The organism is Nocardioides jishulii, from assembly GCF_006007965.1.
GTDB classification, from domain to species: domain Bacteria; phylum Actinomycetota; class Actinomycetes; order Propionibacteriales; family Nocardioidaceae; genus Nocardioides; species Nocardioides jishulii.
This window is the reverse complement of sequence record NZ_CP040748.1, coordinates 3,510,500-3,536,142: the sequence shown is the minus strand read 5'-3', so window position 1 is coordinate 3,536,142 and position 25,643 is coordinate 3,510,500. Positions and strand designations below refer to the sequence as shown.

Here is a 25,643-nt window from a genome sequence, read left to right as displayed (position 1 = left end):
CCGCGCCACACCCTCACGTGGTGCGGGATGGCCGACCTGTGGAAGGCTTCGGCTGAACCGTGAAAGTAACAACCTGAAGGCCTCAGGAGCAAGGCGTCATCCACAGCCCTCGTCGGCGTGTTCCCGGGTGTCCCGGACGAGCCGTTGTCGCTGGTTTGACCCTCGGACGACGCTCCGCGTACCGTTGGCAGGTCACCCGACGTCCTCTCGCGGTCGACCGGTGCCGCACGTCCACGGAAATTCACCCCCCAGATCCCGGGTGTGCCGTGGGGAGAGCGGTGCCAGCCGAATGCTGAATCCGTGCTTCCGCCGGAGTGGACACCCCGTAACAACAACACTGGAGTTCTCGTGAGCAAGCGTACGTACCAGCCGAACAACCGTCGCCGTCACAAGGTGCACGGTTTCCGCCTGCGCATGCGCACCCGCGCCGGCCGCGCCATCCTGTCGGCGCGCCGCCGCAAGGGCCGCAGCAGCCTCACGGTCTGAGCGCCGTCCACGGCCTCACTGCGGGGACACCGTGCTTCCGCGTCATCATCGGCTGACTGAGAGCTCGCGCTTTCGGCAGGCGGTCCGGCGCGGGCAGCGCACCGGGACCCGCACCCTGGTGCTCCACTGGCTCGCCGACGACGGGATCGATCCGTCACAGGTGGGTTTCGTGGTGAGCAAGGCAGTGGGCAATGCCGTGGCCCGCAATCGCGTGCAGCGACGACTTCGTCACCTGACCCGGGAGCACCTCCAGGAGCTCCCGGGTCGTGGTGTGCTCGTGGTCCGGGCCAACCCGTCCGCCGCCGAGGCGTCGTACCAGTCACTGCAGGGCGACCTGCGGAAGGGGTTGCACCGTCTGCAGCCTGCCGGGACCCGGTCGTGAAGTACCTGCTGATCGGCTTCCTGAAGGCGTACCGGACGTTCATCAGCCCGCTCTACGGTCAGGTGTGCCGCTACCACCCCAGCTGTTCCGCGTACGCCCTTGATGCTGTGCGTGAGTATGGGAGCCTGAAGGGCTCGTGGCTCGCACTGCGGCGCCTGGGCCGGTGCCACCCGTGGGCCGCCGGCGGATACGACCCCGTTCCACCCCGCCGCCAGCGTGCGGGCACCACCCCTACTCAAGGAGCTTGAGTGTTCGACTTCTTCGGAGCCATCGGCAGCGCCATCATGACGCCGCTCTACTACATCGTCTCCGTGGTGCTGGTCGGCTTCCACTCGCTGTTCAGCCTGGTGCTGCCGAAGGATGGCGGTGCTGCATGGGTGCTCTCCATCATCGGTCTGACGCTGGTGATCCGAGCCGCGCTGATCCCGCTCTTCGTGAAGCAGATCAAGTCCAGCCGCAACATGCAGCTGCTGCAGCCCAAGGTCCGTGAGCTGCAGAAGAAGTACGGTCACGACCGGGAACGTCTCGCCCAGGAGACGATGAACCTCTACAAGGACGCCGGGACCAACCCGTTCGCGTCCTGCCTGCCCATCTTGGTGCAGATGCCGATCTTCCTGGCGCTCTTCCGGATGCTTGACCAGGCCTCCCGCAACGGTGAGGGCCGGGGCGTCCTGAGCGACGAGCTGGCGAGCCAGTTCGGCAGGGCCGAGATCTTCGGCGTGGTGCCGATCTCGGAGACCTTCTGGGAGAACGCCACCGGTGGCGGCAGCATCGCGGTCATCATCGTCGCGATCGTCCTGGTGCTGGCGATGACCGGCACCACGTTCATGACCCAGCGTCAGCTGATGGCCAAGAACATGCCTGCCGAGGCGCTCAGTGGCCCGTACGCGCAGCAGCAGAAGATGCTGCTCTACGTCCTCCCTCTCGTCTTCGGCATCTCCGGTGTGGCCTTCCCCATCGGCGTCCTCATCTACTGGACCGTCTCGAACCTCTGGACCATGGGTCAGCAGTTCTACGTGATCCGCAACAACCCGGCCCCGGGCACGCCCGCCGAGAAGGCGAAGCAGGAGCGCGACGCGGCCAAGGAGGCTCGTCGTCGCGCCCGCCGCGGTGAGCCCGAGCCCGTCGCGACCGAGGTCGTGGAGGTCCAGCCGGAGTCCAGCACGAAGCCCTCAGCTCGCCAGCAGCCGAAGCGCAAGACGCGCTCGCAGCGGAAGAAGAGCTGACCCCCGTTTCACCGTGACGCCGCGGCGTCGCCCTTTCCCTACACAGCAGGAGAAGTTGTGACCGAGACCCAGAACGACGGCCCGGACGAGGGCATCGAGGTCGTGGAGACCCCGCGACTCAGCAAGCTGGAGCGCTTGGAGGCGGAGGGCGACATCGCCGCCGACTACCTGGAGGAGCTCCTCGACATCGCCGACCTCGACGGCGACCTCGACATGGACGTCGACGGAGACCGGGCCTCGGTCTCGATCGTGGGCGCCGACCTCTCGATGCTCGTGGGCCGGGACGGCGAGGTGCTGGAGGCTCTTCAGGAGCTCACCCGCCTGGCTGTCTACCGCGAGACCGGTGAGCGGTCGCGCCTCATGCTGGACATCTCCGGCTACCGGGCCACCAAGCGCGAGGAGCTCATCGAGCTCGCCGCTGGCCTGATCGCCCAGGTGCGCGAGACGGGTCAGAAGGTCTCCCTCGACCCGATGACCTCGTTCGAGCGCAAGGTCGTCCACGACGAGGTGACCGCCGCTGGTCTGGTCTCCGAGTCGGAGGGCGTCGAGCCCCGCCGCCGGGTGGTCATCCTCCCCGCCTAGTCGCTTCATCGGGCTCCTGTTTCACGTGAAACACTGGAGCCATGGACACACCCCCCTTGCCCGCCCCTCCGGAGTCGGTACGGGGGGTGTGTGCGTCTGAGCGCCTCCCCCTGCTCGAGGAGTACGCCGCCCTGCTGGCCACGGACGGGGTCGTCCGGGGTCTGATCGGTCCACGCGAAGTACCGCGACTCTGGGACCGCCACATCGCCAACTCGGCCATCCTCAGCACGGTGGTCCCCGAAGGGATCACGCTCTGCGACGTCGGGAGTGGTGCCGGGCTTCCGGGCATGGTGGTGGCCATCGTGCGTCCCGACCTGCGGGTGACCCTCGTGGAGCCGTTGCTCCGGCGGACCACCTTTCTGGAGGAAGTCGTGGAGTCCCTCGGCCTCGACAACGTGGAGGTCGTACGCGGCCGTGCAGACGCCCTTCACGGAAGCCGCACCTTCGACATGGTGACGTCGCGGGCGGTGGCGCCCCTGGACCGATTGCTGGAGTGGTCCATGCCCCTTGTGGCACCCGAGGGGGAGCTGCTCGCTCTCAAGGGTTCCTCCGTCGTCGAGGAGATCGAGAACGCCCGAGAGACCTTGGAGAAGTTCACGTGTGACGAGCCCGTCGTGATTGAACTGGGGGACGGTGTTCTCGACTCCCCCACATACGCAGTGAGGGTTTCGTGGGCAGATCCATCCGCGCTACCGTTGCACCTGATTCGTGGGAAGTCTGCTTCGTCCACCGGATCGAAGGGCAAGGGCAAGCGACGTCGTTGACGGCCGTGGGTGTCCTTCGGGGGCAGGCACGCATCAGCAGAACTCACTTGCGAAGGGGACACGTCGTGGATCGGGAGGACGAGTCGACCGCGTTGCCCTCAGAGTTATCCACTGGCGAAAGCCCCGCCCCTGAGCGTGAATCTCCACAGATCAGTGGAAGTTATCCACAGGTATCGACTTCTTCCCCATCGGCGGACCAAGGGCCCTACGCTGGCGCGGACGGGTCTGTTTCACGTGAAACGGCGGGACACCTGATTGACGTCCTGACGTCCGCGAAGACGGGGCTGCCCGACGCGGGTGAGGGATCGACGCTGAGCCGGGTCGTGGCTGATCCCTACGACGCCCTGCTCGCCAGCGCATCGCCCGCCGAGGGCCGCGACCAGACCTCCCACCCACTCTCTCCCCCTGCATCCACCCCCTCAGGAGCACACGACTTGTCGAGCAACGATTCCGCAGGTTCCGGCAGCGCTGTTTCACGTGGAACCAAGTTCCGTACCGCGGCAGACATTGCGGCGACCGGGAGCACCCCGTACGACGACAGCACGCCACTGGCCAAGGCGGCCGAGCACGTCGTCCTGGCGCGGCACGGACACCTCGTACGCAACGCTCCCAAGCGTCCGGACAAGACGCGCGTGATGGTGGTGGCGAACCAGAAGGGCGGGGTGGGAAAGACCACCACCACCGTCAATCTGGCGGCGGCCCTGTCGCAGCTGGGTTTTCGTGTCCTGGTCATCGACCTCGACCCTCAGGGCAACGCGTCCACGGCGTTGAACGTGGACCACCGACGAGGCACGCCCTCCACGTACGACCTGCTTGTGGATGGCGCCGCCTTGGCGGACGTGATCACTGACTGCCCCGAGCTCCCCAACCTCAAGGTTGTGCCCGCCACCATCGACCTCGCCGGTGCAGAGATCGAGCTGGTGTCGGTCGTGGCTCGCGAGAACCGCCTCCACAAGGCCATCCAGGCCCATCCGTGGGTGGGAACGTCCACCGAGGTGGGTGACGAGCGGTTCGACTTCGTCTTCGTCGACTGCCCGCCGTCCCTGGGACTCCTGACGCTCAACGCCCTGGTGGCCGGCGAGGAGATGGTGATCCCGATCCAGGCCGAGTACTACGCGCTCGAGGGTCTCGGACAGCTGCTGGAGACCGTCGAGATGGTGCGGTCGCACCTCAACCAACGTCTGAACGTCTCCACCATTCTGCTGACGATGTACGACGCCCGCACTCGACTCGCTGCGAACGTGGCGAGCGAGGTACGAGAGCACTTCGGCGACACCGTCCTCAAGACGATGGTTCCCCGTTCCGTGCGGGTCTCGGAAGCGCCCTCGTACAGCCAGACCGTGATGACGTACGACCCGGCCTCGCCGGGTGCGCTCTCCTACCTGGAGGCGGCGCGTGAGATCGCGACGAAGGGAGCCCCGAAGACATGAGCAAGCCACCCAGCCGTCCTGCGGCACGACGTGGTCTCGGTCGTGGCCTTGGTGCCTTGATCCCTACGGCTCCCGCAATCTCCGCGGATGATGCCCCCGAAAGCGGCTTTTCGGGTGTCGCCACGGCCGATTCTGAGCGGATTGAGGGTGAGTGCCCCGAGAGCAACTCGGCTCAAAATGGCGCTGACAGAACCGAGAACGGGTCGTCGCAGCCCCTCGCGGTGTCCGGCGCCTACTTCCGTGAGCTTCCCATTGCTCAGGTGCGACCCAACCAGTGGCAGCCTCGCCAAGTCTTCGAGGAGGAGGCGCTGGCTGAGCTCGTGCACTCCATCCAAGAGGTCGGACTGCTGCAGCCCATCGTCGTGCGTCCCTCGGGCGTGGACGAGTACGAGCTCATCATGGGCGAGCGGCGTTGGCGTGCGTCACAGGAGGCGGGGCTCGAGACGATCCCAGCGATCGTGCGGGAGACCGAAGACGCCGACATGCTTCGGGACGCCCTGCTGGAGAACCTCCACCGTTCGCAGCTGAATCCCTTGGAAGAGGCGGCGGCCTACGGTCAGTTGTTGGAGGACTTCGGCTGCACCCACGACGAGTTGGCTCAGCGCATTGGCCGGTCGCGACCCCAGATCAGCAACACCCTTCGCCTGCTGAAGCTGAGTCCCGCGGTTCAGCGCCGAGTTGCCGCAGGAGTGCTCTCGGCGGGTCACGCGCGAGCGTTGCTCGCGCTCGACGATTCGGAGGCCCAGGATCGGCTCGCGCAGCGGGTCGTATCCGAAGGCATCAGCGTGCGTGCTCTAGAGGAGATCGTCGCGCTTGGTGATCCCGCCCGTCCTGAGCGCAAGGTACGTCGCAACAAGCCGTCTGCCCCGGGGTTGTCGGAGATCGCAGACCGACTTTCTGATCGGTTTGAGACGCGTGTGAAGGTCGACCTGGGTCGTTCCAAGGGCAAGATCACGGTGGAGTTCGCGTCGCTGGACGATCTGCAACGCATCATGAACCTGATGGACCCCAGGAATCGCGAGGACCGGGCCATCTGAGGCGTCTGACGCCACTCAGAGGCGCCGTGGCGGGCCGGACACCCTTGTGTCCGGCCCGCTTGCGTGTGGGCTTCTACGCGGGCCTCGGCGCCCGGCCGTCTGTGGCTGCGGGGGGCAGTCCACTTCAAGAGCTGTGGAGACGGTTGCTGGAGTCGCCGGTGCGTCCGCCTAGGTGGTGGGTGATGCCTGTTTGTTGCGCACGTGCTGTCTCGTTTCACGTGAAACGTGCGTCACGCGCTCCCCGCTTCAGCGATGCCCGGTCTCATGCCAGTCCGACTGCTGCCCCGGGTGGATGGGGAGTTGTCCCGCTGTCAGGCTTGCGCCACGCGTCGTTTCACGTGAAACACGCCTAGAGGCTAAGACCTTCGTAGCAAATGCAGCCGGTCGATCCCCGCTGGAGGATCAGGAATGCGCGGCTGAGCCCAGAGAGTCGACAACCAGGAGGCCAGGAGCCTTGGTAGTCGAGCCGTACGACTGCGACAAGGCTCTTCGCCTGTGACCCTCGCTCCCAATCACGCCCCTCGTTCCTTTCGCGTCGCTGCCTCGCGGAAGACGGCGTGGACGTCGGGGGCGCCGCTGACTACAGGAAGCCGAACAAGGCCGATTGACGCGGAGCCGCGTCCAGACCGAGCGCGTCCAGACCGAGCGCGAGCCGAAGGGACGAAACCATGAGGTGAAGAGGGGCGCGACACAGAAGGCGCGGGCGTACGTGACGGGGCGCAGGGGCTTACTCCTGGCAAGTCCCCCACGAAGGCGACCGAGGGTGCGGCAAGGGCCCAGAAGAACGGCCATGAAGGGGTGCGGTGCCCGTGAGGCGAGCGGTGCAATTGAGGTCCACAGGGATGGTGATGCGTACGGCAGGCAGTGGGGCCTATAGAGAGCAGTGGGCCGAGTTGAATGCAATGGTGCGAACGGAGCGCGGGGCGCAAGGGGCGCAGTGGGCGAATAGATGCGTGCCGTGGGCCAGGCGGTGACACGTGCTGGAGGCAGTGAGGCAGTGAGGCAGCGGAGACTGCGAGGCGAACCGCGCCAGGCCGAGGCGCCTTGCAGACGAGTCGGGGGGAGTGCGGTGCACGCCACCGGCGCGGGAAGAGCCTTGTCGATGAGGGGCGGGCGCGGGGTGACGTGTCTTTCGCCGGCGCTGGGCGATCGGGTCGTGACGCAAGGGGCTGATGAGGGGCCGCAGAAGAACCGATGAAACGTTCCCTCGAGCACTCTGCAGCGTCCCGCCCCTGGCCGCTGATGCAGTGTCGTGAGGGGGCGGTGCTGAGCAGGTACAGCTGGCCACGCGACGCCAAGCCCTCGGGTGCTGGGGCCGCAGCTGATACGTCGTCGGACGAAGACGCATTCACCAGTAGGGGGGCGCGCGACCTGGGCAGTGGCCGGGCGTAAGTAGCGCCTGATGGGTGTGGCGCCCCGGGCGTGAAGGAAACTCCGACGAACTCCGCGGGCCCACGGACCGAGTCGCCCGGCCGTCTTGGGGTTGCCTGCGGGGGTTGGCAACCAAGGGCGCGTGCGAGCGTCCAGCGGTAGGAGCCAACGGGGACGACTGACTGCTGCTGCCCGGAACGTCCTGTCGCAGAAGAGGACCGGGGCAGGCCCAGACTGACGTGGGACGCCCCGCCGCCATGGACTGAGGCAGGACTACCCGGCGACGTTCGCGTGGAGCGGCCAGACAGCCGTGCCCAGAGGAAGAGGGCGTGAGGACGTCGATCCCCTGTGGGACTGGTGGGGATGCCTGGTCAGCTGGGAGCGGGCTCGCCGTAGAGCCGCCAGACCAAGCGAGGTAACGATATGTGGATATGTCGATATAACGTTTTAACGTGGCGTGGAGGAGGGCGCGGAACAGTTCTGTCAGAACGATTCTGAGCGAAGTGCCCCACGCACGCGCGTTGGCTACTTGGCTCAAAATGGACCGTTCCAGAGGGTCCTCCGGCGCCGATCCGGGTCCCAGGGGCGAGGCGGCAAGTGGTCATCAGGACGGTGCGAATCCCACGCAACCGAACAGGACCCGCTCGGCGTCCGCGGGTCGGCGTCGGCGCGACTCCCGGACCACGCGCGCGGAGGGAGGAGTACGGCCCGCCGAGCAATCGCGGCCGGCCATGGGCTGAGTCAATGGCGTGCCTACCTGGGGAAGTGGCTGGACGGCGGGGCGGTGAGCACTGGCCAGGTGCTCGGTGACCGTCCTCCGGCCCAGACCGCCGTGGAGGGCGTTGGTCCGCAGTTGTCCACAGCTACGGCCCGCTCGCTGCCGTCTCCGCGGCCACCCGGGATGCCTGACACGATATGTCGACAAAATGACAAATCCCCTTATCGATGACTCGATAAGGGGATTCACCTGTTTCACGTGAAACAGTCGTCTACTTCGAGGTCTTGCCCGCCTTCTTGGCCGCGGCGGCTGCCCGCTTCTCGGCCCGGCGACGCGCGCGTTCACGCTTCTCCTCGGCGTCCATCTCCGCGGCACGCTCCAGGGTGGGCGCGCTGCCACCGAGCCGCGCCGGCACCCACCATGAGCCGGGAGGCTGCTGGTCGGCGGGGTAGGCCGCGATGACCTCCTCCAGCATCTCGCTCATGACGCGGTGCAGCTCGGCGTTGTCGGCGTTTGCGTCTTCGCCGGTGAACATGAGTGGCTCACCCACTCGGATGGTGATGTGCTTGCCGCGCGTGAAGTCCTTGGGGTGATCCTTGGTCATCATGAGCTGGGTGCCCCACAGCACGACCGGGATGACGGGGACGCCGGCGGTGGCGGCGATGCGTACGGCACCGTTCTTGAACTCCTTGAGCTCCATCGCCCTCGAGATGGTTGCCTCCGGGAAGATGCCGACGAGCTCACCCTTCTTCAGGTAGTCGACGGCCTGGCGGAAGGAGGCGACGCCATCACCGCGGTCGACGGGGATGTGGTGCAGCGACCGCATGATCGGTCCGCCGACAGGATGGTCGAAGACCTCCTTCTTCGCCATGAAGCGCACCACCCGACCGCCGGCCGGCTGGGCAGCGAGACCGCCGTACACGAAGTCGACGTACCCGATGTGGTTGAAGGCCATCAGGGCGCCACCGGTGCGCGGGATGTTCTCGGCCCCCGTGATGGTGATCTTCTGACCCAAGACCTTGAACAAGGTCTTGCAGGTCGCGATGACCGGGGGATAGGTGATGTCACGCATGGCGCACGGAGCTCCTGGCAGTCGAGACGGTGGACGTCCCGAAGCCTAGAGCAGGCGGACTCAGCGACGGGTGGCGAGGAACTCCGCGATGCGACCGATGGCCTCTTCGAGGATCTCGGCGTCGGGCAGCGTCACCAGTCGGAAGTGGTCCGGCGCGGGCCAGTTGAAGCCGCTGCCGTGGGTGACCAGGATCTTCTTGGCGCGCAGCAGGTCGATGACGAAGTCCTCGTCGTTCTCGATCTGGTAGACCTCGGGGTCGAGGCGCGGGAAGCAGTAGAGAGCACCACGGGGCTTCACGTTCGAGACGCCCGGGATCTCGTTCAGCAGACGGTGGGCCAGCATCGACTGCTCGTAGAACCTGCCGCCAGGCCCGATGAACTCCTCGATCGACTGGTAGCCGCCCAGGGCGGTCTGGATCGCGTGCTGCGCCGGGACGTTGGCGCACATCCGCATGTTGGCGATGAGGGTGAGTCCCTCGAGGAAGTCGGCCGCCAGCTCCTTGGGGCCCGAGATCATCACCCAGCCAGCGCGGTAGCCGCACACCCGGTAGGCCTTGGAGAGCCCTGAGAACGTCAGCACGAGGACGTCGTCACCGGCGTAGGTCGCCACGTGGTGGTGCTGGGCATCCTCGAAGAGGATCTTCTCGTAGATCTCGTCGGCGAAGATGACCAGGTCGTGGCGACGGGCGATGTCGACCAGGCCCTTGACGATCTCCTCGCTGTAGACCGCGCCGGTGGGGTTGTTCGGGTTGATGATCACCAGGCCGTGGGTGTTTTCGGTGATCTTCGACTCGATGTCGGCGAGGTCGGGGTTCCAGTCGTTGGCCTCGTCGCAGACGTAGTGGACGGGCGTACCCCCCGAGAGGGTGACGGCCCCGGTCCACAGCGGGTAGTCGGGCGCCGGGACGAGGATCTCGTTGCCGTCGTCGACGAACGCCTGCAGCACCATCGAGATCAGCTCGGAGACGCCGTTGCCGATGAAGACGTCCTCCACGCCGACGTCGCGCAGGCCGTGGGACTGGTAGTAGTTCATCACCGCCGTGCGGGCCGACCAGATGCCGCGCGAGTCGCTGTAGCCCGTCGAGGTCGGGAGGTGGTGGATCATGTCGGCGAGGATCGCCTGGGGCGCCTCGAAGCCGAAGGGAGCCGTGTTGCCGATGTTGAGCTTGAGGATGCGATGCCCCTCCGCCTCAAGGCGCTGGGCCTCGACGAGGATGGGACCCCGCACGTCGTAGCGGACGTTCTGCAACTTCTTGCTCTGCTTGATCGGGCGCACGTGACCATCCTTTCAGGTCACCACCAGCGCCTACCATGGAATATCCCGCAGAGGTGCCGTGGCACACATCGGATGGAGGTTCTCGTGGCTCGCAGAACGCTCGACCTGGACGTGGAGGGCCTGCGCGGGCTGCGGGCGGACGCTGGCATCTGCCTGCGCTGGAAGTACGACCCCGTCACCGCGGCCACCATCCCCGAGGAGCGGGAGGGCGAGGCGCTCGAGGAGTGGGTGGCTGAGGTCGAGGAGCACTGGGGCGTCTGTGGCCAGCTGCTGGTGGTCGACGACGAGCCTGCTGGCTACATTCTCTACTCCCCGCCCGCCTTCCTGCCCGGACTGGGGGACGTACCGACCGCGCCCGCGTCGTCCGACGCCGTGGTCCTGGCCGAGATGGCCCTCCCGGCGGGAGCGGGCCGCACGAGTGACGCCAAGCGCCTGGTCCTGGCCATGGCGCGCGACCTCGTCACGCGTGAGGTGGCGGCGGTGGAGGCGTTCGGGACCCGCCGCGGAGAGGACGACGACGTACGCGGTCGCTGCCTGCAGCCGATCGACTTCCTGGAGTCGGTGGGCTTCACGACGCACAGGGCGCACAGCACCACCCCGCGTCTGCGGATGGAGCTCCGCGCGACCCGGACCTGGAAGAGCGAGGTCGAGTCAGCGCTGGAACGCCTGGTGGGTGCTGTGCGCCCTGCGATGAAACCGGGGCTCCGACCTCCGGCGATGAAGCCGGAGGCCGGGGGGCTCAGATCAGGCCCTCGAGCTCCTTGAGGATCGCGGCCTTCGGACGGGCACCGACGATGGTCCGGACGACCTCGCCGTTCTGGTACACGTTGATGGTCGGGATGCCCGTCACGCGGTAGGTCGACGGGGTGACCGGGTTCTCGTCGATGTTGAGCTTGACGAAGCTCATCTTGTCGCCGTGGGCACCTGCGATCTCGTCGAGGATCGGGGCGACCTGACGGCACGGTCCGCACCACTCGGCCCAGAAGTCGACGAGAACGGGCTTGTCGGACTTGAGGACCTCGGTCTCGAAGTTCGCGTCGGTGACGGCGGTGAGGTTGGACATCGTGGATCCTTCCGGACGTTCGGTGGAGGGGCGGGAAGCCCTACCCGTGTGGAGTGAACAGCACGGCGGGGACGAAATGTTCCCGCCGCGGACAGTGCGTCAGACGGTCTCGGCGACGATCTCGTCCACGAGGGCGGCGGTCTCCTCCGCGGAGCCCGCGCTCGAGGCGGCCTGGTCGAGCGCCGCGATGTAGCGCTCGGCGTCCAGGGCCGCGGCGCAACCGGTCCCGGCGGCGGTGATGGCCTGCTGGTAGGTGTGGTCGACCAGGTCGCCGGCAGCGAAGACGCCGGTCAGGTTGGTGGCCGTCGAGGGCGAGGCCACCTTCACGTAGCCCTCGTCGTCGAGCTCGACCTGACCCTTGACCAGCTCGGAGCGCGGGTCGTGACCGATGGCGATGAAGAGACCCGAGACCTCGAGGTCCTTGAGGTCGCCCGTGACGGTGTCGCGCAGGGTGATCTTCTCCAGCGACTGCTCGCCGTGGATCTCGGCGACCTCGGAGTTCCAGATGATCTCGAGCTTGGGGTCGGCGAAGGCGCGCTCCTGCATGACCTTGGAGGCGCGGAGCTCCTCGCGGCGGTGCAGCAGGTAGACCTTCGATGCGAAGCGCGTGAGGAAGGTGGCCTCCTCGACAGCGGAGTCACCGCCACCGACGACGGCGATCACCTTGTCGCGGAAGAAGAATCCGTCGCAGGTCGCGCACCACGAGACGCCGCGGCCCGACAGCTCGTCCTCACGGGGCAGGCCGAGCTTGCGGTAGGCCGAACCGGTGGCCAGGATCACCGAGCGCGCGGTGTAGGTCTTGTCATAGGTCTTCACGACCTTGACGTCACCGGTGAGGTCGACCTCGACCACGTCGTCGGTGACCAGCTCGGCGCCGAAGCGCTCGGCCTGGGCGCGCATCTCGTCCATCAGGGCTGGGCCCATGATGCCGTCGCGGAAGCCCGGGAAGTTCTCGACCTCGGTGGTGTTCATCAGCGCGCCACCGGCGGTGACGGACCCCTCGAAGACCAAGGGCTCCAGGTTGGCGCGGGCGGCGTACACGGCGGCGGTGTAGCCCGACGGGCCGGAGCCGATGATGATCACGTTGCGCGGCTGGATCTCGCTCATGGCGACTGTGACTCCCTGGGGTGTACGAGGCGGAGGATCTGGTGCATCGGCCCTCGGGGACCGAGCAACTGCACAACCGATCGTAGGGGCTGGGTGTTCCCCGGCGGGCGCGGATGCCAGCAACATCACCCGAGCCGAGCCACCTCAGGGCCGAGGAGCCTCAGGGAGGGGGACGTCGGACGGAAGGGTGATGGTCCGCAGGACGACGCTCTCGGCGCCACGGCAGGTGACGACCCGGGCGACCACCCGTCCGCGGGCGTCCTCGGTCAGCACGAGGCTCACGGTCTCTCCCTCGTACGTCGCCTCCCGCACCTCGCCGGCGCCCTGCCAGGTGCACTCCAACGGGCCGCCGCTGAGTTTCTGTGGCGCGTCGAGCGCTTCGGAAGGACTGGCTGGGGAGACGCCGGGGCTCCTCGCCCCGGCAAACGACTCGTCACGCGCGTACCTCCCGGCCCGTGCCTGGTCGAGCAGGTAGGCCTCGACCTCGTTCGCGAGACCCCGCCTGGTCAGGGTGGGGCCGTCGGTGGCTGTCGTGCCCGCCTCTGGGCCCTCCCCCTGGACGGCACCTGCCGTGAAGTCGGCACTGGTGGTGGAGTCGTCGTCGGTGAGCTGCGGCAACGCCACCCCGGCGGCGACCAGGACGACGGCGGCTGCCGCCACCCCCCACCACGTACGCCGGCGGCGGCGCCCCCGCTCGGCCGCCAGGTCGACGGGGCTCGAGGCGTCCTCACGGTCCGCCGTGGGCACGGCGGAGTCGGCTCGCTCGGCCACCAGGCCGGCCAGCACGGCGTCGAGCCGTGCGGCGACCTCGCTCGGGATGGGCGCGTCGCCAGCGGCGTCGGCCAGGAGGCCGCGCACCTCCTCGTCGACGCCGTCGTCGGACCGGTCAGCACCGGGGACGGAGGGGTCGCCGGAGACGGTGTCGCGGTCGTCGTCGCGGTTGCGGTCGGTCACGGTGCACCTCCTCCTGGGCTGGTGGACGTCGCGGGTGGGGGGATCTCCAGGGATGGGACGGTTGAAGGAGGGGGTGGGTTCCCGGGGGGAGCCGCTGCGCCGTCACCGCCGCCGCCGCCATCGCCGTCCGCGAGGCCGTCCCCCAGGTCGTCGGCCAGCAGCGCCCGGAGCTTGGCCCGGCCCCGCGAGCACCGCGACTTCACCGTGCCGGGCGGGCAGTTGAGGATCGCGGCCACCTCGGCGACCGAGTACCCCTCCATGTCGACGAGCACCAGCGCGGCCCGGTGCTCCGGCGGGAGGGTCGCCAACGCCGTCAGCACCCGACGCCGCCGCTCGGAGTCGACGGCCGCGTCGGCGGGATCGGCCGGCTGCGCGTGCTCCGGCGCGGTGGTGGCGGACGGCGTGCGGTCGAGGTCGTCGGGCAGGGGAGAGGCGGCGCGCACCTTGAGGTGACGGTGCCGGTCGAGGCAGGCGTTGACCACGATGCGGTGCAGCCACGTGGTCACCGACGACTGGCCGCGGAAGCTCGCCGCGCGCCGGAAGGCGGAGATCATCGCGTCCTGCAGCGCGTCGGCAGCGTCGTCGGGGTTGCCGGCGGTGCGCAGCGCCACCGCCCACAGGCGGTCACGGTGGCGGGCGAAGAGTCGGCCGAAGGCCTCGGGGTCACCGTCGACGTGCGCGGCGAGGAGGTCGGCGTCGGTCTGTTCCGACGCGCTCACCCGAAGACCTCGACCTCGGCGACCTGTCCACGGAAGCCGTCCGGCCCCGAGGGCACCTTGGTGAGCCAGACGACGACGTGCGACCCGCGTACGGGCTCGGGCAGGGTCACCGTGATGACGCCGTCACTGGCGCCCGCGCCGACCGGTTCGAGGCCGTCCAGTGACGTCGGCGCCTGGTCGGTCACGTAGACCTGGGCGGCGGTCTCCCCGCCCAGCACGGTGATCTGCACCTGGCGCACCGCCGTCGCGCCGTCGAGGTCGAGGACCAGTCCGACACCTGTCTTGAAGCCGTCGGGTCCGAACTGCTGCTTGTAGGACGAGGTCGTCCACGCCGTCGACGGGTCGTCGTCGACCGCCAGCGGCGCGGCGTCGGGGTTCTCCTCCGCAGGGTCGCCCTGCGGGTCGAAGTCGCGGGCGGTGGCCGTCAGGGTCGTCGTGGTGGGGGCGACGGCGCTCGGCGAGGTGGGGGCGTCGTCGGGGGGCGTGTCGTCGTTGCTGGTGAGCCCGAACTGGTAGGCCGCGGCCACGATCAGGACCAGGAAGGCGGAGAAGGCGACGAGCCAGGCCAGCCGCATCATCGAGCGGCCCGGCACGGGCTCCTCGACCCGACGCATCATCCCTGAACCCGTGAGTGAGGGCGGTCCGTTGCCCGCACCGGTGTCCCAGGGCCAGTAGTCGTCACCGTGGTGCGGACGGGCAGGGGTGGGCCGTGAGCGCCTGGCCGGCTGCCCGTCGGCGGGGTCGGGCGCGAAGAGCGGTCGCTCGGCGGCCTCGTCGAAGGCGGGCGGCGGATCCGGCTTGTGGGCACGCGCCCGCAGCCACTCGACGTCCTCCTCGTGGAAGACGGGCATGCCGGCCTCGGTGGGGACCTCGACGTGACCCGCCTGGCCGTTGCTGCCGGTGGTCGGGGTCGGGGTCGGGGTCGAACCGTCGTCCGACGCGGTGCCGGGAGCCGTCGTCGAGCTGTCGGCCGTCTGGTCGGCGAAGGAGGGACCGGACGACGGGGCGGAGGCAGGCTGCGAGCGTCGGGGCGACCACTCCGGCGCCGGCGGCATCACCGGGACGCCGCGACGCCCGTTGCCGTTGTGGTGCTCCTCCTGGGCAGCGCCCACCGCGGCCTGCGCCGAGGGATCGGCCAGGAACTCCTCCAGGGCGTCCCGTACGCCCTGCGCCGTGGTGAGGTCGTGCTCGTCGCGGTGGCCGAGCATGGCGCCCAGCCCCAGCGAGCGGGAGTGGTGCCCGCCCAGCAGCATCTCGTCGCAGATCCGGTCCAGGGCCCGGGGGATGCCCGCACGCACCTGGCGCGGCCGCAGCACCTTGTCGTGCTCGGTCGGGGCGGGCGCCAGCTCGGAGTGGCCGGGGCCCGGCCACTTGCCGGTGAGGGCGGCGTACAGCAGCGAGCCCAGGTGGGTGACGTCCTCCTCGGCGCGGTGCGCCGGGACACCGTGGAGGGCTGCGTCGACGGCCAGGCCGATGATGCGGACCTGGCCGTTCTCGTCGAGGAGCACGTGCTCGGGGGTGAGCTGGTCGTGGGAGACCCCAGCGGCGTGGGCGCGCGCGATCGTGTCGGCAACCTCGGAGACCATCCAAGCGGCGCGGTAGGGCGACATCGGCCCCTCGGCCAGCAGCAGGTCGAGCGACTCGCCCTGGCCCCACTCGTTGACCACGTAGGCCAACCGGTCGGTGGTGTCGGCGTCGAGCACCCGCAGGTTGCGGCGGTCGTTGAGCACGGCGGCGCGACGGGCCGCATCCATCAGCACGTCGGCGCGGTCGTCGCCGGCGGCCAGGAGGTGGACGGCGACGGGGCGGTGCAGGATCTCGTCGTGGGCGCACCAGAACCACCCGCCCTTGGCTTCACCGAGCAGGTCGACCATGCGGTAGCGGCCAGCCAGGACCTCGCCGGCACGGATCGAGGCAGTCACGTCCCTCCCCGTCTCGCGCGGTCCCGGCACCTGGCGGCGCCCTTCCTGGCTCATAGTAGGCCGAGTTCAGACCCGACCGAGGCGACGCAGCACGGCGTTGCGCACGGGCTCGATGATCTCCGCCATCTCGCGGATGCGGAAGACCTTGGTCAGCACGAGATAGGTGATGAGCTGGCACAGGCCGACCACGGCGCCGCGGAGGAAGGAGCCGAGGCTGGTGGGGTCCGGGTCGTTGCCCCCCAGCAGCCACCACACGGCGTACGAGATCGCGGTGGAGATCGCGACCACGGCCAGCATCCGCACCGCGAACCGCGCGGTACGACGCTCGTCGAGACCGCCCACCTGCCGCCGAAGCACCCACCAGCTCACGATCGAGCCGGCCAGGTAGGCCAAGGCGTACGCCGCAGCCAGGGCGGCCACCGTCATCCGCGGCGGGGCGACGGCCACCAGCGCGATCGCGGCGCCCACGTTGACGGTGCCCACGACGCACTGCACGAGGAAGACCGTGCGCGTCTGCTCGAGGGCGTAGAACCCGCGCAGCATGAAGAAGTGCACGGTGAAGAAGACCAGCGCCACTGCGAAGACGGCCAGGCCCGGGCGGTAGGACGCGAAGGCACCCTGGCCGGCGCCGAAGCCGAAGATCACGTTGGCCATGTCGCCGCCGATCACCGCGAGCAGCGCGGCGTACGGCAGGACCACGAGCATCGCCGTCCGCAGCGTCGAGGCGAGCGTGGTGCCCACGCGACCGAGGCTTCCGTCGGCGGCGTACGCGGACAGGCGGGGCAGCAGCGCGGTCACCAGGGAGACGGTGACGATGCCGTGCGGCAGCATCGTGAGCAGGTAGGTGTTGCCGTAGACGGTCGCACCGGTGCCGCCGTCGGCCGAGCCACGGGTCGCCAGTCGCGTCACCACGACGTAGGCCGCCTGGTTGACCACGACGAAGAGCACCGTCCACACGGCGAGCCGGAAGGTGTGGCCCAGGCCGGTGTGGCGGAAGTCGAAGCGGGGCCGGTAACGGAAGCCGACCCTGCGCAGCACCGGGACGAGGATCAGGAACTGCACCGCGATCCCCACCGTGGAGCCCACGCCCAGGAGCAGCTCGCGCTCGGCGGTCAGGGCGGACGAGGGGTCGGCGGCCGGACCGAACACGACCAGGTAGGTGCCGAGCACCGCGACCGCGATGACGTTGTTGGCGATCGGGGCCCACATCATCGGGCCGAAGCTGCCGCGGGCGTTGAGGACCTGCCCGACCAGGACGAACATGCCGTAGAAGAAGACCTGGGGCAGGCAGTAGCGCGCCAGCACGATCGCCGACTCGCGCTGGGCTGCCAGCGCTGCGCTGTCGTACTGGTTGTCGAGCATGAGGGCCATGACGGCCGGGGCGAGCGCCACGAGCAGCACCGAGACCGCGCCGAGGAAGAGCGCGGCGAGGGTGATGATCCGGTTGGTGTAGGCCTCGCCGCCGTCGGCGTCGTTCTTCAGGGCCCGCACCAGCTGGGGCACGAGCACGGCGTTGAAGACACCGCCCGCCAGCAGGATGTAGAGCATGTTGGGCACGGTGTTGGCGACCTGGAAGGTGTCGGCCTGGATCCCGTTGCCCAGCGCCGCGACGAGCAGCGCGGAGCGGATGAACCCGGAGAAGCGGGAGAAGGTGGTGCCGGCCGCCATCACCGCGCTCGAGGCGAGGATCGACTGCTTCGCCTTCTCGGGCACTGGGCTGTCGGGCACTGGGCTGTCGGGCACTGGGCTCTCGGCGCCGTCAGGCTCGCGTGCGCTCACTTCTCCTCCTGTCCGGAGGGTTCCTGCTGCTCCTCGAGCTGGCTGCGCGTCGCCAGCCCACGGCGGCGGAGGCGCAGGATGATCGTGCCGAAGAGGACGATGGCCCCGGACCCCACGATGAGCCACAGCAGGCCGCTGGTCTCGGAGGCCCGCACCTGCACGGTGGTCCGGCTGCCCAGGGCTTCGCCCTCGGCGTCGGTCACCCGCAGGGTCAGCGACTGCACGCCCTCCCGCCCGGTGCTCGTGGGGAGCAGCAGCCGGCGGCGCGAGCTCGACGGGATGGTGACGGGGTTGGGCACCTCCACGCGGACGTCGCCCGTCGAGGTGACCGCGACGTCGACGGTCACCGACACGTCGAGGTCGTTGGCGACGGTGGCGCCGATCGTGCCGTCACCCGACAACCGCGCTGAGTCGGGACCCGAGACGGTGATCGAGCCCAGCAGGTCGTCGACGTGGTCGACCCCGGCGGCGATCTCCTCCATGGCGAGGGCGGGACGGCGGCGGGTCTGGTTGGCGAGGTCGCTCCACGCGGTGTCGCGCACCTGAAGGTCGAAGCCGGAGGGGTTGGTCAGCACCGACTCCAGGACCCCGGCGCGGTCGACGAGCTCGAGGGCGGCGTCGATCTGCGTACGCGGCACCTGGGCCGCGCGGTCGTCGTCGGTGTGGACGAGGGAGCGGGCACCCAGGGTGGGGCCGTCGGCCTGGGCGAGCAACGTGCCCAGCGGTCGCATCCGGAAGCGTCGCGTCTGCAGCGCGGCGAAGAGCTCCTCGCCGGCGTCGGCGGCGTCCCACCCGGTCGGCGGCAGCACGACGAGCGGCGTCCGGTCGCCGGCGAGCTCGCGCAGCACGGCCTCGCTGACGACGCGTTGACGGACCCCCACCGCCGTGCTGGCAGGCCCTGGGCCGGGCCCACCGCGGCTGATGCCGGCCGAGGTGGCGGCGAAGTCGTGGCCGAGCACCGTGCCGGTCGTGGGCAGGGGACCCTCGTCGGTGGTCAGGCCCCGTTCACCGAGCAGCACCACGGCCGCATCGGGTGAGGTCTCCACCGCGAGGCGCGTCAGGCGGCCATCGGGGGAGGTGACCACGGGGGTGGAGCGCACGCCCAACGCGTCGAGCACCTCGCTCGACCGGGTGTAGGCAGCCTTCAGGAAGTCGGGGTCGGCGGCGCTGAGGGCAGCCACGTCGACGTCGCCGTAGGGCAGGGCCAGCACCTCGGCGCTGGACATCGCCGTGGTGAAGCGCTCCAGCCAGGCGCTGGCGAGCGCGGCGAGGGCCGTCATCTCCGGGTCGGGTCCCTCGCTCTCGGTCGGGGAGTCCGACGGCAGCACCGGCAGGCTGGGCGCGGGGGTCCTCTCCTCGTCACCGCGCGGGGCCTCGCTCGGTTGCTCACGCGGCAACGCAGCGAGCGACCAACCCGGGTTGCCGGCGGCCAGGCGGCTCACCGCGTGGGGCACCGCCGGGTCGACGAGCCACGTGATCGGGACGTCGGTGGACTCGGCGACGTCGAGCAGGGAGGCCAGGCGTCCGCCGGGGCCCAGCAGCGTGACCCAGTCGTCGGTGCCGTCGATGCGGCCGTCCGCGGTGTGGCGGACGTCGGCCTTCAGCGGCAGCACCACCGACGTACGCAGCGGGCGGACGTCGGCGTCGGCGACCGGGAGGAAGGTGCGTGCGCGTCCGTCGGTGAAGTCGTCGCGCGGCTGGGTGTCGGTGACGCCGCTCGCGTGCACGCCCACCCAGTAGACGCCGTTGCTGCGGCCGAGCCGGTCACGCGGGATCCGGGCGGTGAAGATCGAGCTGGCGCCGGGGGCCAGCGACACGACCTTGAAGATCGCCGCGGCGTCGACCAGGCGGTCGCCGACGTACTCGTCGTCGGGCAGGTCGGCGGCGGCGTTGAGGGTGCTCGTGTCGGTGATCGGGAAGGCGCTGCGGAAGGGGGCGATGTTGATGTCGCGCCACGTCTCGTCGCTGGTGTTGGTGACCGTGCCCGAGATCACCACGTCGCGCTCGCCGGTGACGACCGCGGGGGTCAGCCGCTGGATCGTGAGCTCGAGCGGATCGGTCTTCGAGGAGTCCACGTGGGCCAGCGGCGTGCGGGCGACGTCGACGGTGCTCGGAGGGCCAGCGGCGAGCGCCGCGGGACCGGCGAGCAGCACGCCGAGTGAGACCACGAACGCGCACAGCGACGTCAGCGGTGATCGGCGGGGCACCCACCAGACTCTAGTTGTTGCCCCTGAGGTTGCTCGGATGGCCGCCGGGTTGGTGGCCCGCGCGTCGACTGGCTGCTCGACCGTGGTGCGGGGCTCCGGGTGGCCTAGACTGGCTCGTCGTGTCCGACGCCGCGCTTCCCCCCGCTCCCAGCATGGTCGAGATCCAGCAGACCGTCGGTGCGGAGCTCGACCGGATCAGCGAAGTCATCGACCCTCTGGGAGAGCGGTTCGCCGCCGCCGGCCACGAGCTCTTCCTGGTCGGAGGGCCGGTGCGCGACGCGATGCTCGGCCGGCTCCAGAACGACCTCGACTTCACCACCTCGGCCCGCCCCGACGAGACCGAGAGGCTGCTGAAGGGCTGGGCGGACGCGACCTGGGACATGGGCCGCGCCTTCGGCACCATCGGCTGTCGCAAGGGCGACTGGCAGATCGAGATCACGACCTACCGCGCGGAGTCCTACGACCCCGACTCCCGCAAGCCCGAGGTCGACTTCGGTGACAGCCTCGCCGGCGACCTGGGCCGTCGCGACTTCACCGTCAACGCGATGGCCGTGTCGGTGCCGGGCCGCGTCTTCGAGGACCCGCACCACGGCGTCGTCGACCTGGCGCAGCGCGTGCTGCGTACGCCCGGACGTCCGCAGGACTCCTTCTCCGACGACCCGCTGCGCATGATGCGCGCCGCCCGCTTCGCCGCTCAGCTCGGCTTCGACGTCGCGCCCGAGGTGGTCGAGGCGATGACGGAGATGGCCCCGCGCATCGAGATCATCTCCGCCGAGCGGGTGCGCGACGAGCTGGTCAAGCTGATCTGTGCGCCGTGGCCACGCAAGGGGCTCACCCTGCTGGTGCAGACCGGGCTCGCCGAGCTGGTCCTGCCGGAGCTGCCTGCGCTGGCGCTGGAGCGCGACGAGCACCACCGCCACAAGGACGTCTACGAGCACACGCTGACCGTGCTCGAGCAGACCATCGACCAGGAGGACCGCCTCGGCGGCCCCGACTTCGTGGCGCGTTTCGCCGCCCTCATGCACGACGTGGGCAAGCCGCGTACGCGCAAGTTCGTCGATGACGGCACCGTCACCTTCCACCACCACGACGTGGTCGGCGCCAAGATGACCCGCAAGCGGATGAAGGCGTTGCGCTTCTCCAACGACCAGATCGACGCGGTCAGCAAGCTGGTCGAGCTGCACCTGCGCTTCCACGGCTACGGCTCCGGTGAGTGGACCGACTCTGCCGTCCGCCGCTACGTGCGCGACGCCGGTGACCAGCTCGAGCGCCTGCACATCCTCACCCGCGCCGACTGCACCACCCGCAACGCGCGCAAGGCCGCGCGCCTGCGACGGACGTACGACGACCTCGAGGCCCGCATCGCCCAGCTGTCGGAGCAGGAGGAGATGGCCTCCATCCGCCCCGACCTCGACGGCACCCAGATCATGGAGATCCTCGGCATCGCGCCCGGTCGCGAGGTCGGGCAGGCGTACAAGTTCCTGCTGGAGCTCCGCATGGACGAGGGTCCGATGTCCGAGGAGGCCGCCACGAAGGCCCTGCTCGACTGGTGGGCGGCCCGACAGGGCTGACCAGCCCGGTCAGACCCCTGCGCCCGGCGGGACGCCCGTGGGCCGGGTGCGCCTGACCCCTCCGTGCTCGCGGATGACGTGCAGCAGGCGCTCCCGCCCGGGCCTGCGTACGCCGGGGCGAGGCGTCTGCTGCGACGACCGGTAGAAGCGTCGCTTGAGTGCCTCGGCCGCCAGCACGTAGCCGAGGGTGATCAGCAACAGGGCCACCACCACCCTGGCCGGCAGGGCGTCGAGACCCAGCAGCCCGGACAACCCGGGCACGAAGGGCAGCGCGAGGGTGACCGCGGCAGCGGCCACGGAGGTCAGGACCAGACCCGACCCGGGACGGCTGCGGATCGCGGGGCGTCGGGTGCGCAGCACCATCAGCACGGCCAGCTCGGTCAGGGTCGACCCGACGAACCAGGCCGACCGGAACAGGGTCGAGTCGGCGTCGAAGACGTGCAGCAGCACCGCGAAGGTCAGCAGGTCGAACAGGGTGCTCAGCAGGCCGAAGACCACCATGAAGTCGCGGACGAAGCGGAGGTCCCAGTGCTGGGGGCGCTCCAGCTGCTCGCTGTCCACGTTGTCGACCGCGATGGTGGTGCTGGGGATGTCGGACAGGAAGTTGAGCAGGAGCAGCTGCCGGGGCAGCAGCGGCAGGAAGGGGAGGAAGGCCGAGGCGACCACCATGCTGGCCACGTTGCCGAAGTTGGCGCTGACCGTGGTGAAGACGTACTTCAGGGTGTTGGCGAAGGTCTGGCGTCCCAGTCGCACGCCGTGCCCCAGCACGGCCAGGTCCTTGTCGAGCAGCACGATGGCGGCTGCGTTCTTGGCCACGTCGACCGCGGTGTCGACCGAGATCCCGACGTCGGCGAGGTGCAGTGCGGCGGCGTCGTTGATCCCGTCGCCGAGGTAGCCCACCGTCGCCCCGGAGTCCCGCAGGGAGGAGATGACCCGTTCCTTGCGCAGCGGGTCCATCTCGGCGAAGACCTCGACCTCCTGCGCCCGGCGCACCAGTTGCTCGTGGTCCAGCTCGTCGACGTCGCGACCGGTCAGCACGGTGCCGACGTCCATCCCGACCTCGGCGGCGATGTGTGCCGCCGCGAGCCGGTTGTCGCCGGTGATCATGCGGACGCTGACCCCGGCTGCCCGCAGCTCGCCGAGCGCCTCACGGGTGCCCGCCTTGGCGGGGTCGGCGAAGGCGAGGAACCCCATGAACTCCAGGTCCTGCTCGTCGGCCAGGGTCACGGCGTCGACGTCGGGCAGCCTCCGCCGCGCGATGCCCAGCACCCGGTAGCCCTCCTGGCTCAGCTGGGCGAAGTGCGCGTCCAGCGCGGCACGGTCGGTGACACGGTCGGTGACACGGCAGGCGTCGACCACGGAGTCGTACGCGCCCTTGCAGACGAGCTGTCGCCCGTCGGGTGCGTCGACCAGCACGCTGAGCCGCTTGCGGCTGAAGTCGTAGGGCAGCTCCGCGACCGCGCGGTACGCCGGGTCCAGCGGGTGCGAGGCGAGGATCGCGGTGTCGATGGGGTTGGCGAAGCCGTCCTGCAGGCCCGCGTTCGCCGCCGCCAGCTCCTGCACCAGCGCACTCGGGGTGCCGGTGGTGTCCAGCGCGGCGTGCAGGTGCACGGCGCCCTCGGTGAGGGTGCCGGTCTTGTCGGTGCACAGCACGTCCATGGCGCCGAAGTCCTGGATCGCGTCGAGCCGACGCACGATCACCTGCTCGCGCGCCATGCGGTGTGCTCCGCGCGACAGGCTGACCGCGACGATCGCCGGGAGCATCTGGGGGGTCAGCCCGACGGCGAGGGAGAGGGAGAAGAGCAGCGACTCCGTGAAGGGGCGGTCCAGCACCAGGTTCAGCGCCATGATCGCCACCGCCAGGATCCCGGTGACCCGGGCCAGCATCATCCCGAACTGGCGGATCCCCTGCTGGAACCCGGTCACGGGGGCCTCCTGCGCCACGCGCCGTGAGAGCCCTCCGAGCTCGGTGTGCGACCCCGTGGCCACCACGACGGCCAGCCCCCGCCCGCTGACCACGTGGGAGCCGAGGAAGAGCGCGCTGTGCCGCTCCCCGAGCTCGGCGTCCTCACCGGTGGGCTCGGGGTGCTTGTACGCGGGGAAGGTCTCCCCGGTCAGAGCCGCCTGGTCCACCTGGAGTGCGTCCGCCTCGATCACCCGGCAGTCGCCCGGCACCACGTCGCCGGCGTTGAGGACCACGACGTCGCCCGGCACCACCTCCTCCAGCGACACCTCGACCGGCGTGCCGTCGCGCCGCAGGTCTGCGTGCACCTGGACCATGTCGAGCAGCCGCTGCACCTCCACCGACGCACGGTGCTCCTGCCAGAAGCTGAGCAGCCCGCTGAGGCCCACGATCGCCAGGATGATGGCGGCGTCGGTGACGTCGTGCAGCACCATCGACACCACGCTCGCGGCGATCAGGATGAGGATGATCGGCTCGGTGAACTGCTTGGCCAGCGCCCGCAGCCACGAACCCCGGTGCGTGGGCGCCAAGCGGTTGGGTCCGACGGCATCCAGCCGGCGCGCGGCCTCCTCGGCGCCGAGCCCGGACTCGGTGGTCCCCGCCCTGCGCAGCACCTCGTCGACGGGCAACGCCCAGTAGGTCGGCGGCGGGTCTGCCTCGACGGTGTCTGCCGTGACCGTGTCTGCCGTGCGCTCGTCCCTGCGGGGCGCGTTCGCCTGCGATCCGTCGGCGTCGATCATGTCGGGACCGCCTGTCGTCGCACCAGCGCAGCTGCCTCGTCACCGCCCAACGTACGCCGTGCCGGGCGTCGGCGACATGGCCCAGTGGCAAGACCAGCGGGGTGCCCGCACACCTTGCCGACGCCGGGATGACCCGCGACACTGACCGTCATGGCGACAGACGGCACCCGACACCTGGTCCTCAAGCACATCGAGCATTCCGTCGACGTCGCCGCTCCACCGGAGAAGGTGTGGCCCCTGGTCAGCGACCTGCCGCGCCTGGCGGAGTGGAGCCCCCAGGTCGTGAAGAGCTTCGTCCGCGGCGGAGAGATCCGCGAAGGGACCCGGCTGCTCAACGTCAACCGCCGCGGCCTGCTGGTGTGGCCCACCCGCTCCCGGGTGGTGCGTTACGAGCCGGGGCGTGAGATCGCCTGGCGCATCGACGACAACCGCACCACCTGGTCGTTCACCCTCCAGCCGACGCCGACCGGCACCCGCCTGGTGCAGCGTCGTGAGGCCCCCAAGGGGCTGAGCGAGCTGTCCATCTCGTTGACCGACCGGTTCCTGGGCGGTCAGGCGGTCTTCCAGGCCGAGCTCCAGGCAGGGATGCGGCAGACCTTGACCAGGGTCAAGCACCTCGCGGAGCAGTGACGCAAGGCCCCGTCGAGCGGTGCGTCGAGGCGTGGCCCGGGTTGTGGGAGGGAGGTACTCGCGCGAAGTTCCGCTCGCAGCGATGAGTTCGGGCTCTCCCGTCGGTCCACACGGTGAGGGCCCCGACCCCGGGGCCGACACGACAAGGGGAGAGACATGAGCACCGAGAGCAGCACCCACACCACCCGGACCAGCACAGACGCCGCCGCTCCGGACCGGCTCAGCCACGCGATGGTCTTCGTCAACCTGCCGGTCGCCGACCTCGACGCCACCCGCGCCTTCTTCACGGCGGTGGGCTACGGGTTCGACGAGCAGCTGTGCAACGGGGAGGCCCTGGCGCTCCAGCTGGGCCCCAACATCTACGCGATGCTGCTGCGCCGCGACTTCTTCGCCACCTTCCACCGGGGCTCGACCACCGAGCCCGGTAGCCACGAGCTGCTGACCTGCCTCGACGCCGCAAGTGCCGCGGAGGTCGACAGGCTCGTCGACGCGGCCGTGGCCGCCGGAGGCCGTGAGGTCGGCAAGCAGGAGGCGGGCGACTACATGCACGGCCGTTCCTACGCCGACCTCGACGGCCACATCTGGGAGATCCTGTGGATGGACGTCGAGAAGGCCACCGCTGCCGGGGCGTTCGGCTGACCGCGG

22 protein-coding genes are annotated in these 25,643 nt (G+C 69.7%); 12 read left to right on the top strand and 10 right to left on the bottom strand.

Going from position 1 to position 25,643, the window contains the following annotated elements; translation table 11 throughout:
* Positions 1–348 precede the first annotated feature (348 nt).
* From rpmH to FCL41_RS16820, 8 genes are all read left to right on the top strand, one after another.
* A complete protein-coding gene (rpmH, locus tag FCL41_RS16855; RefSeq protein ID WP_135833580.1) occupies positions 349–486 on the top strand; it encodes a 50S ribosomal protein L34 in 138 nt (45 codons plus the stop codon).
* 31 nt (positions 487–517) lie between these two features.
* Positions 518–868, top strand: a complete 351-nt coding sequence (gene rnpA, locus FCL41_RS16850) for a ribonuclease P protein component (protein ID WP_137064561.1) — start codon at positions 518–520, stop codon at positions 866–868.
* Complete coding sequence (gene yidD, locus FCL41_RS16845) at positions 865–1,116, top strand: membrane protein insertion efficiency factor YidD (protein WP_137064562.1); 252 nt, start codon at positions 865–867, stop codon at positions 1,114–1,116. The genes rnpA and yidD overlap by 4 nt, the downstream gene beginning before the upstream one ends.
* Positions 1,117–1,152: 36 nt before the next feature.
* Positions 1,153–2,094 (top strand): membrane protein insertase YidC, encoded by a 942-nt coding sequence (yidC, locus tag FCL41_RS16840; protein ID WP_239021890.1) that lies wholly within the window; start codon positions 1,153–1,155, stop codon positions 2,092–2,094.
* A gap of 93 nt (positions 2,095–2,187) precedes the next feature.
* A complete protein-coding gene (locus FCL41_RS16835) occupies positions 2,188–2,676 on the top strand; it encodes a Jag family protein (RefSeq protein ID WP_239021889.1) in 489 nt (162 codons plus the stop codon).
* A gap of 41 nt (positions 2,677–2,717) precedes the next feature.
* Positions 2,718–3,440: a 16S rRNA (guanine(527)-N(7))-methyltransferase RsmG gene (gene rsmG / locus FCL41_RS16830; protein ID WP_137064565.1), complete on the top strand. Its 723-nt coding sequence runs from the start codon at positions 2,718–2,720 to the stop codon at positions 3,438–3,440.
* A gap of 434 nt (positions 3,441–3,874) precedes the next feature.
* Positions 3,875–4,870 (top strand): ParA family protein, encoded by a 996-nt coding sequence (locus FCL41_RS16825; protein ID WP_275403747.1) that lies wholly within the window; start codon positions 3,875–3,877, stop codon positions 4,868–4,870.
* The gene (locus tag FCL41_RS16820) at positions 4,867–5,907 is read left to right on the top strand and encodes a ParB/RepB/Spo0J family partition protein (protein ID WP_137064566.1); all 1,041 of its coding nucleotides are present in this window, start codon (positions 4,867–4,869) and stop codon (positions 5,905–5,907) included. Before FCL41_RS16825 ends, FCL41_RS16820 begins: the two co-directional genes overlap by 4 nt.
* Before the next feature lie 2,360 nt (positions 5,908–8,267).
* Here the strand turns inward: FCL41_RS16820 and FCL41_RS16815 are convergent.
* Positions 8,268–9,068 (bottom strand): lysophospholipid acyltransferase family protein, encoded by an 801-nt coding sequence (locus FCL41_RS16815; protein ID WP_137064567.1) that lies wholly within the window; start codon positions 9,066–9,068, stop codon positions 8,268–8,270.
* A 60-nt stretch (positions 9,069–9,128) separates the two neighbouring features.
* Positions 9,129–10,343, bottom strand: coding sequence for a pyridoxal phosphate-dependent aminotransferase (locus FCL41_RS16810; RefSeq protein WP_137064568.1), 1,215 nt, complete (start codon positions 10,341–10,343; stop codon positions 9,129–9,131).
* An 84-nt stretch (positions 10,344–10,427) separates the two neighbouring features.
* On the opposite strand from FCL41_RS16810, the gene FCL41_RS16805 reads away from it, so the two are divergent.
* Positions 10,428–11,108, top strand: a complete 681-nt coding sequence (locus tag FCL41_RS16805) for a GNAT family N-acetyltransferase (RefSeq protein WP_137064569.1) — start codon at positions 10,428–10,430, stop codon at positions 11,106–11,108.
* Here FCL41_RS16805 and trxA read toward each other — a convergent pair.
* From trxA to FCL41_RS16770, 7 genes are all read right to left on the bottom strand, one after another.
* Positions 11,083–11,406 (bottom strand): thioredoxin, encoded by a 324-nt coding sequence (trxA, locus tag FCL41_RS16800; protein ID WP_137064570.1) that lies wholly within the window; start codon positions 11,404–11,406, stop codon positions 11,083–11,085. The genes FCL41_RS16805 and trxA overlap by 26 nt on opposite strands.
* Before the next feature lie 99 nt (positions 11,407–11,505).
* On the bottom strand, positions 11,506–12,513 hold the full coding sequence (trxB, locus tag FCL41_RS16795; RefSeq protein ID WP_137064571.1) for a thioredoxin-disulfide reductase: 1,008 nt from the start codon (positions 12,511–12,513) through the stop codon (positions 11,506–11,508).
* A 144-nt stretch (positions 12,514–12,657) separates the two neighbouring features.
* Positions 12,658–13,467: a hypothetical protein gene (locus FCL41_RS16790; protein WP_137064572.1), complete on the bottom strand. Its 810-nt coding sequence runs from the start codon at positions 13,465–13,467 to the stop codon at positions 12,658–12,660.
* Positions 13,464–14,186, bottom strand: a complete 723-nt coding sequence (sigM, locus tag FCL41_RS16785; protein WP_137064573.1) for an RNA polymerase sigma factor SigM — start codon at positions 14,184–14,186, stop codon at positions 13,464–13,466. Before sigM ends, FCL41_RS16790 begins: the two co-directional genes overlap by 4 nt.
* Positions 14,183–16,108, bottom strand: a complete 1,926-nt coding sequence (locus FCL41_RS16780; RefSeq protein ID WP_137064574.1) for a protein kinase family protein — start codon at positions 16,106–16,108, stop codon at positions 14,183–14,185. The genes sigM and FCL41_RS16780 overlap by 4 nt, the downstream gene beginning before the upstream one ends.
* 66 nt (positions 16,109–16,174) lie before the next feature.
* The gene (gene murJ, locus FCL41_RS16775; protein WP_239021695.1) at positions 16,175–17,887 is read right to left on the bottom strand and encodes a murein biosynthesis integral membrane protein MurJ; all 1,713 of its coding nucleotides are present in this window, start codon (positions 17,885–17,887) and stop codon (positions 16,175–16,177) included.
* A complete protein-coding gene (locus FCL41_RS16770; RefSeq protein ID WP_137064575.1) occupies positions 17,884–20,094 on the bottom strand; it encodes a hypothetical protein in 2,211 nt (736 codons plus the stop codon). The genes murJ and FCL41_RS16770 overlap by 4 nt, the downstream gene beginning before the upstream one ends.
* Before the next feature lie 152 nt (positions 20,095–20,246).
* Between FCL41_RS16770 and FCL41_RS16765 the strand changes: the two genes are divergently transcribed.
* The gene (locus FCL41_RS16765; RefSeq protein ID WP_137065335.1) at positions 20,247–21,665 is read left to right on the top strand and encodes a CCA tRNA nucleotidyltransferase; all 1,419 of its coding nucleotides are present in this window, start codon (positions 20,247–20,249) and stop codon (positions 21,663–21,665) included.
* 9 nt (positions 21,666–21,674) lie between these two features.
* Here the strand turns inward: FCL41_RS16765 and mgtA are convergent, their stop codons facing one another.
* Positions 21,675–24,368 (bottom strand): magnesium-translocating P-type ATPase, encoded by a 2,694-nt coding sequence (gene mgtA / locus FCL41_RS16760; RefSeq protein WP_137064576.1) that lies wholly within the window; start codon positions 24,366–24,368, stop codon positions 21,675–21,677.
* 150 nt (positions 24,369–24,518) lie between these two features.
* Between mgtA and FCL41_RS16755 the strand changes: the two genes are divergently transcribed.
* Positions 24,519–24,998 (top strand): SRPBCC family protein, encoded by a 480-nt coding sequence (locus tag FCL41_RS16755; RefSeq protein WP_137064577.1) that lies wholly within the window; start codon positions 24,519–24,521, stop codon positions 24,996–24,998.
* A gap of 156 nt (positions 24,999–25,154) precedes the next feature.
* Complete coding sequence (locus FCL41_RS16750) at positions 25,155–25,637, top strand: VOC family protein (RefSeq protein WP_212723048.1); 483 nt, start codon at positions 25,155–25,157, stop codon at positions 25,635–25,637.
* Positions 25,638–25,643: the final 6 nt, after the last annotated feature.

Coding starts and splice junctions, on each gene's coding strand:
- yidC (WP_239021890.1), top strand. CDS start 1,153: ATGACGCCGCTCTACTACATCGTCTCCGTGGTGCTGGTCGGCTTCCAC.
- rsmG (WP_137064565.1), top strand. CDS start 2,718: ATGGACACACCCCCCTTGCCCGCCCCTCCGGAGTCGGTACGGGGGGTG.
- FCL41_RS16820 (WP_137064566.1), top strand. CDS start 4,867: ATGAGCAAGCCACCCAGCCGTCCTGCGGCACGACGTGGTCTCGGTCGT.
- FCL41_RS16815 (WP_137064567.1), bottom strand. CDS start 9,068: ATGCGTGACATCACCTATCCCCCGGTCATCGCGACCTGCAAGACCTTG.
- trxA (WP_137064570.1), bottom strand. CDS start 11,406: ATGTCCAACCTCACCGCCGTCACCGACGCGAACTTCGAGACCGAGGTC.
- trxB (WP_137064571.1), bottom strand. CDS start 12,513: ATGAGCGAGATCCAGCCGCGCAACGTGATCATCATCGGCTCCGGCCCG.
- FCL41_RS16765 (WP_137065335.1), top strand. CDS start 20,247: ATGGTCGAGATCCAGCAGACCGTCGGTGCGGAGCTCGACCGGATCAGC.
- mgtA (WP_137064576.1), bottom strand. CDS start 24,368: ATGATCGACGCCGACGGATCGCAGGCGAACGCGCCCCGCAGGGACGAG.
- FCL41_RS16755 (WP_137064577.1), top strand. CDS start 24,519: ATGGCGACAGACGGCACCCGACACCTGGTCCTCAAGCACATCGAGCAT.
- FCL41_RS16750 (WP_212723048.1), top strand. CDS start 25,155: ATGAGCACCGAGAGCAGCACCCACACCACCCGGACCAGCACAGACGCC.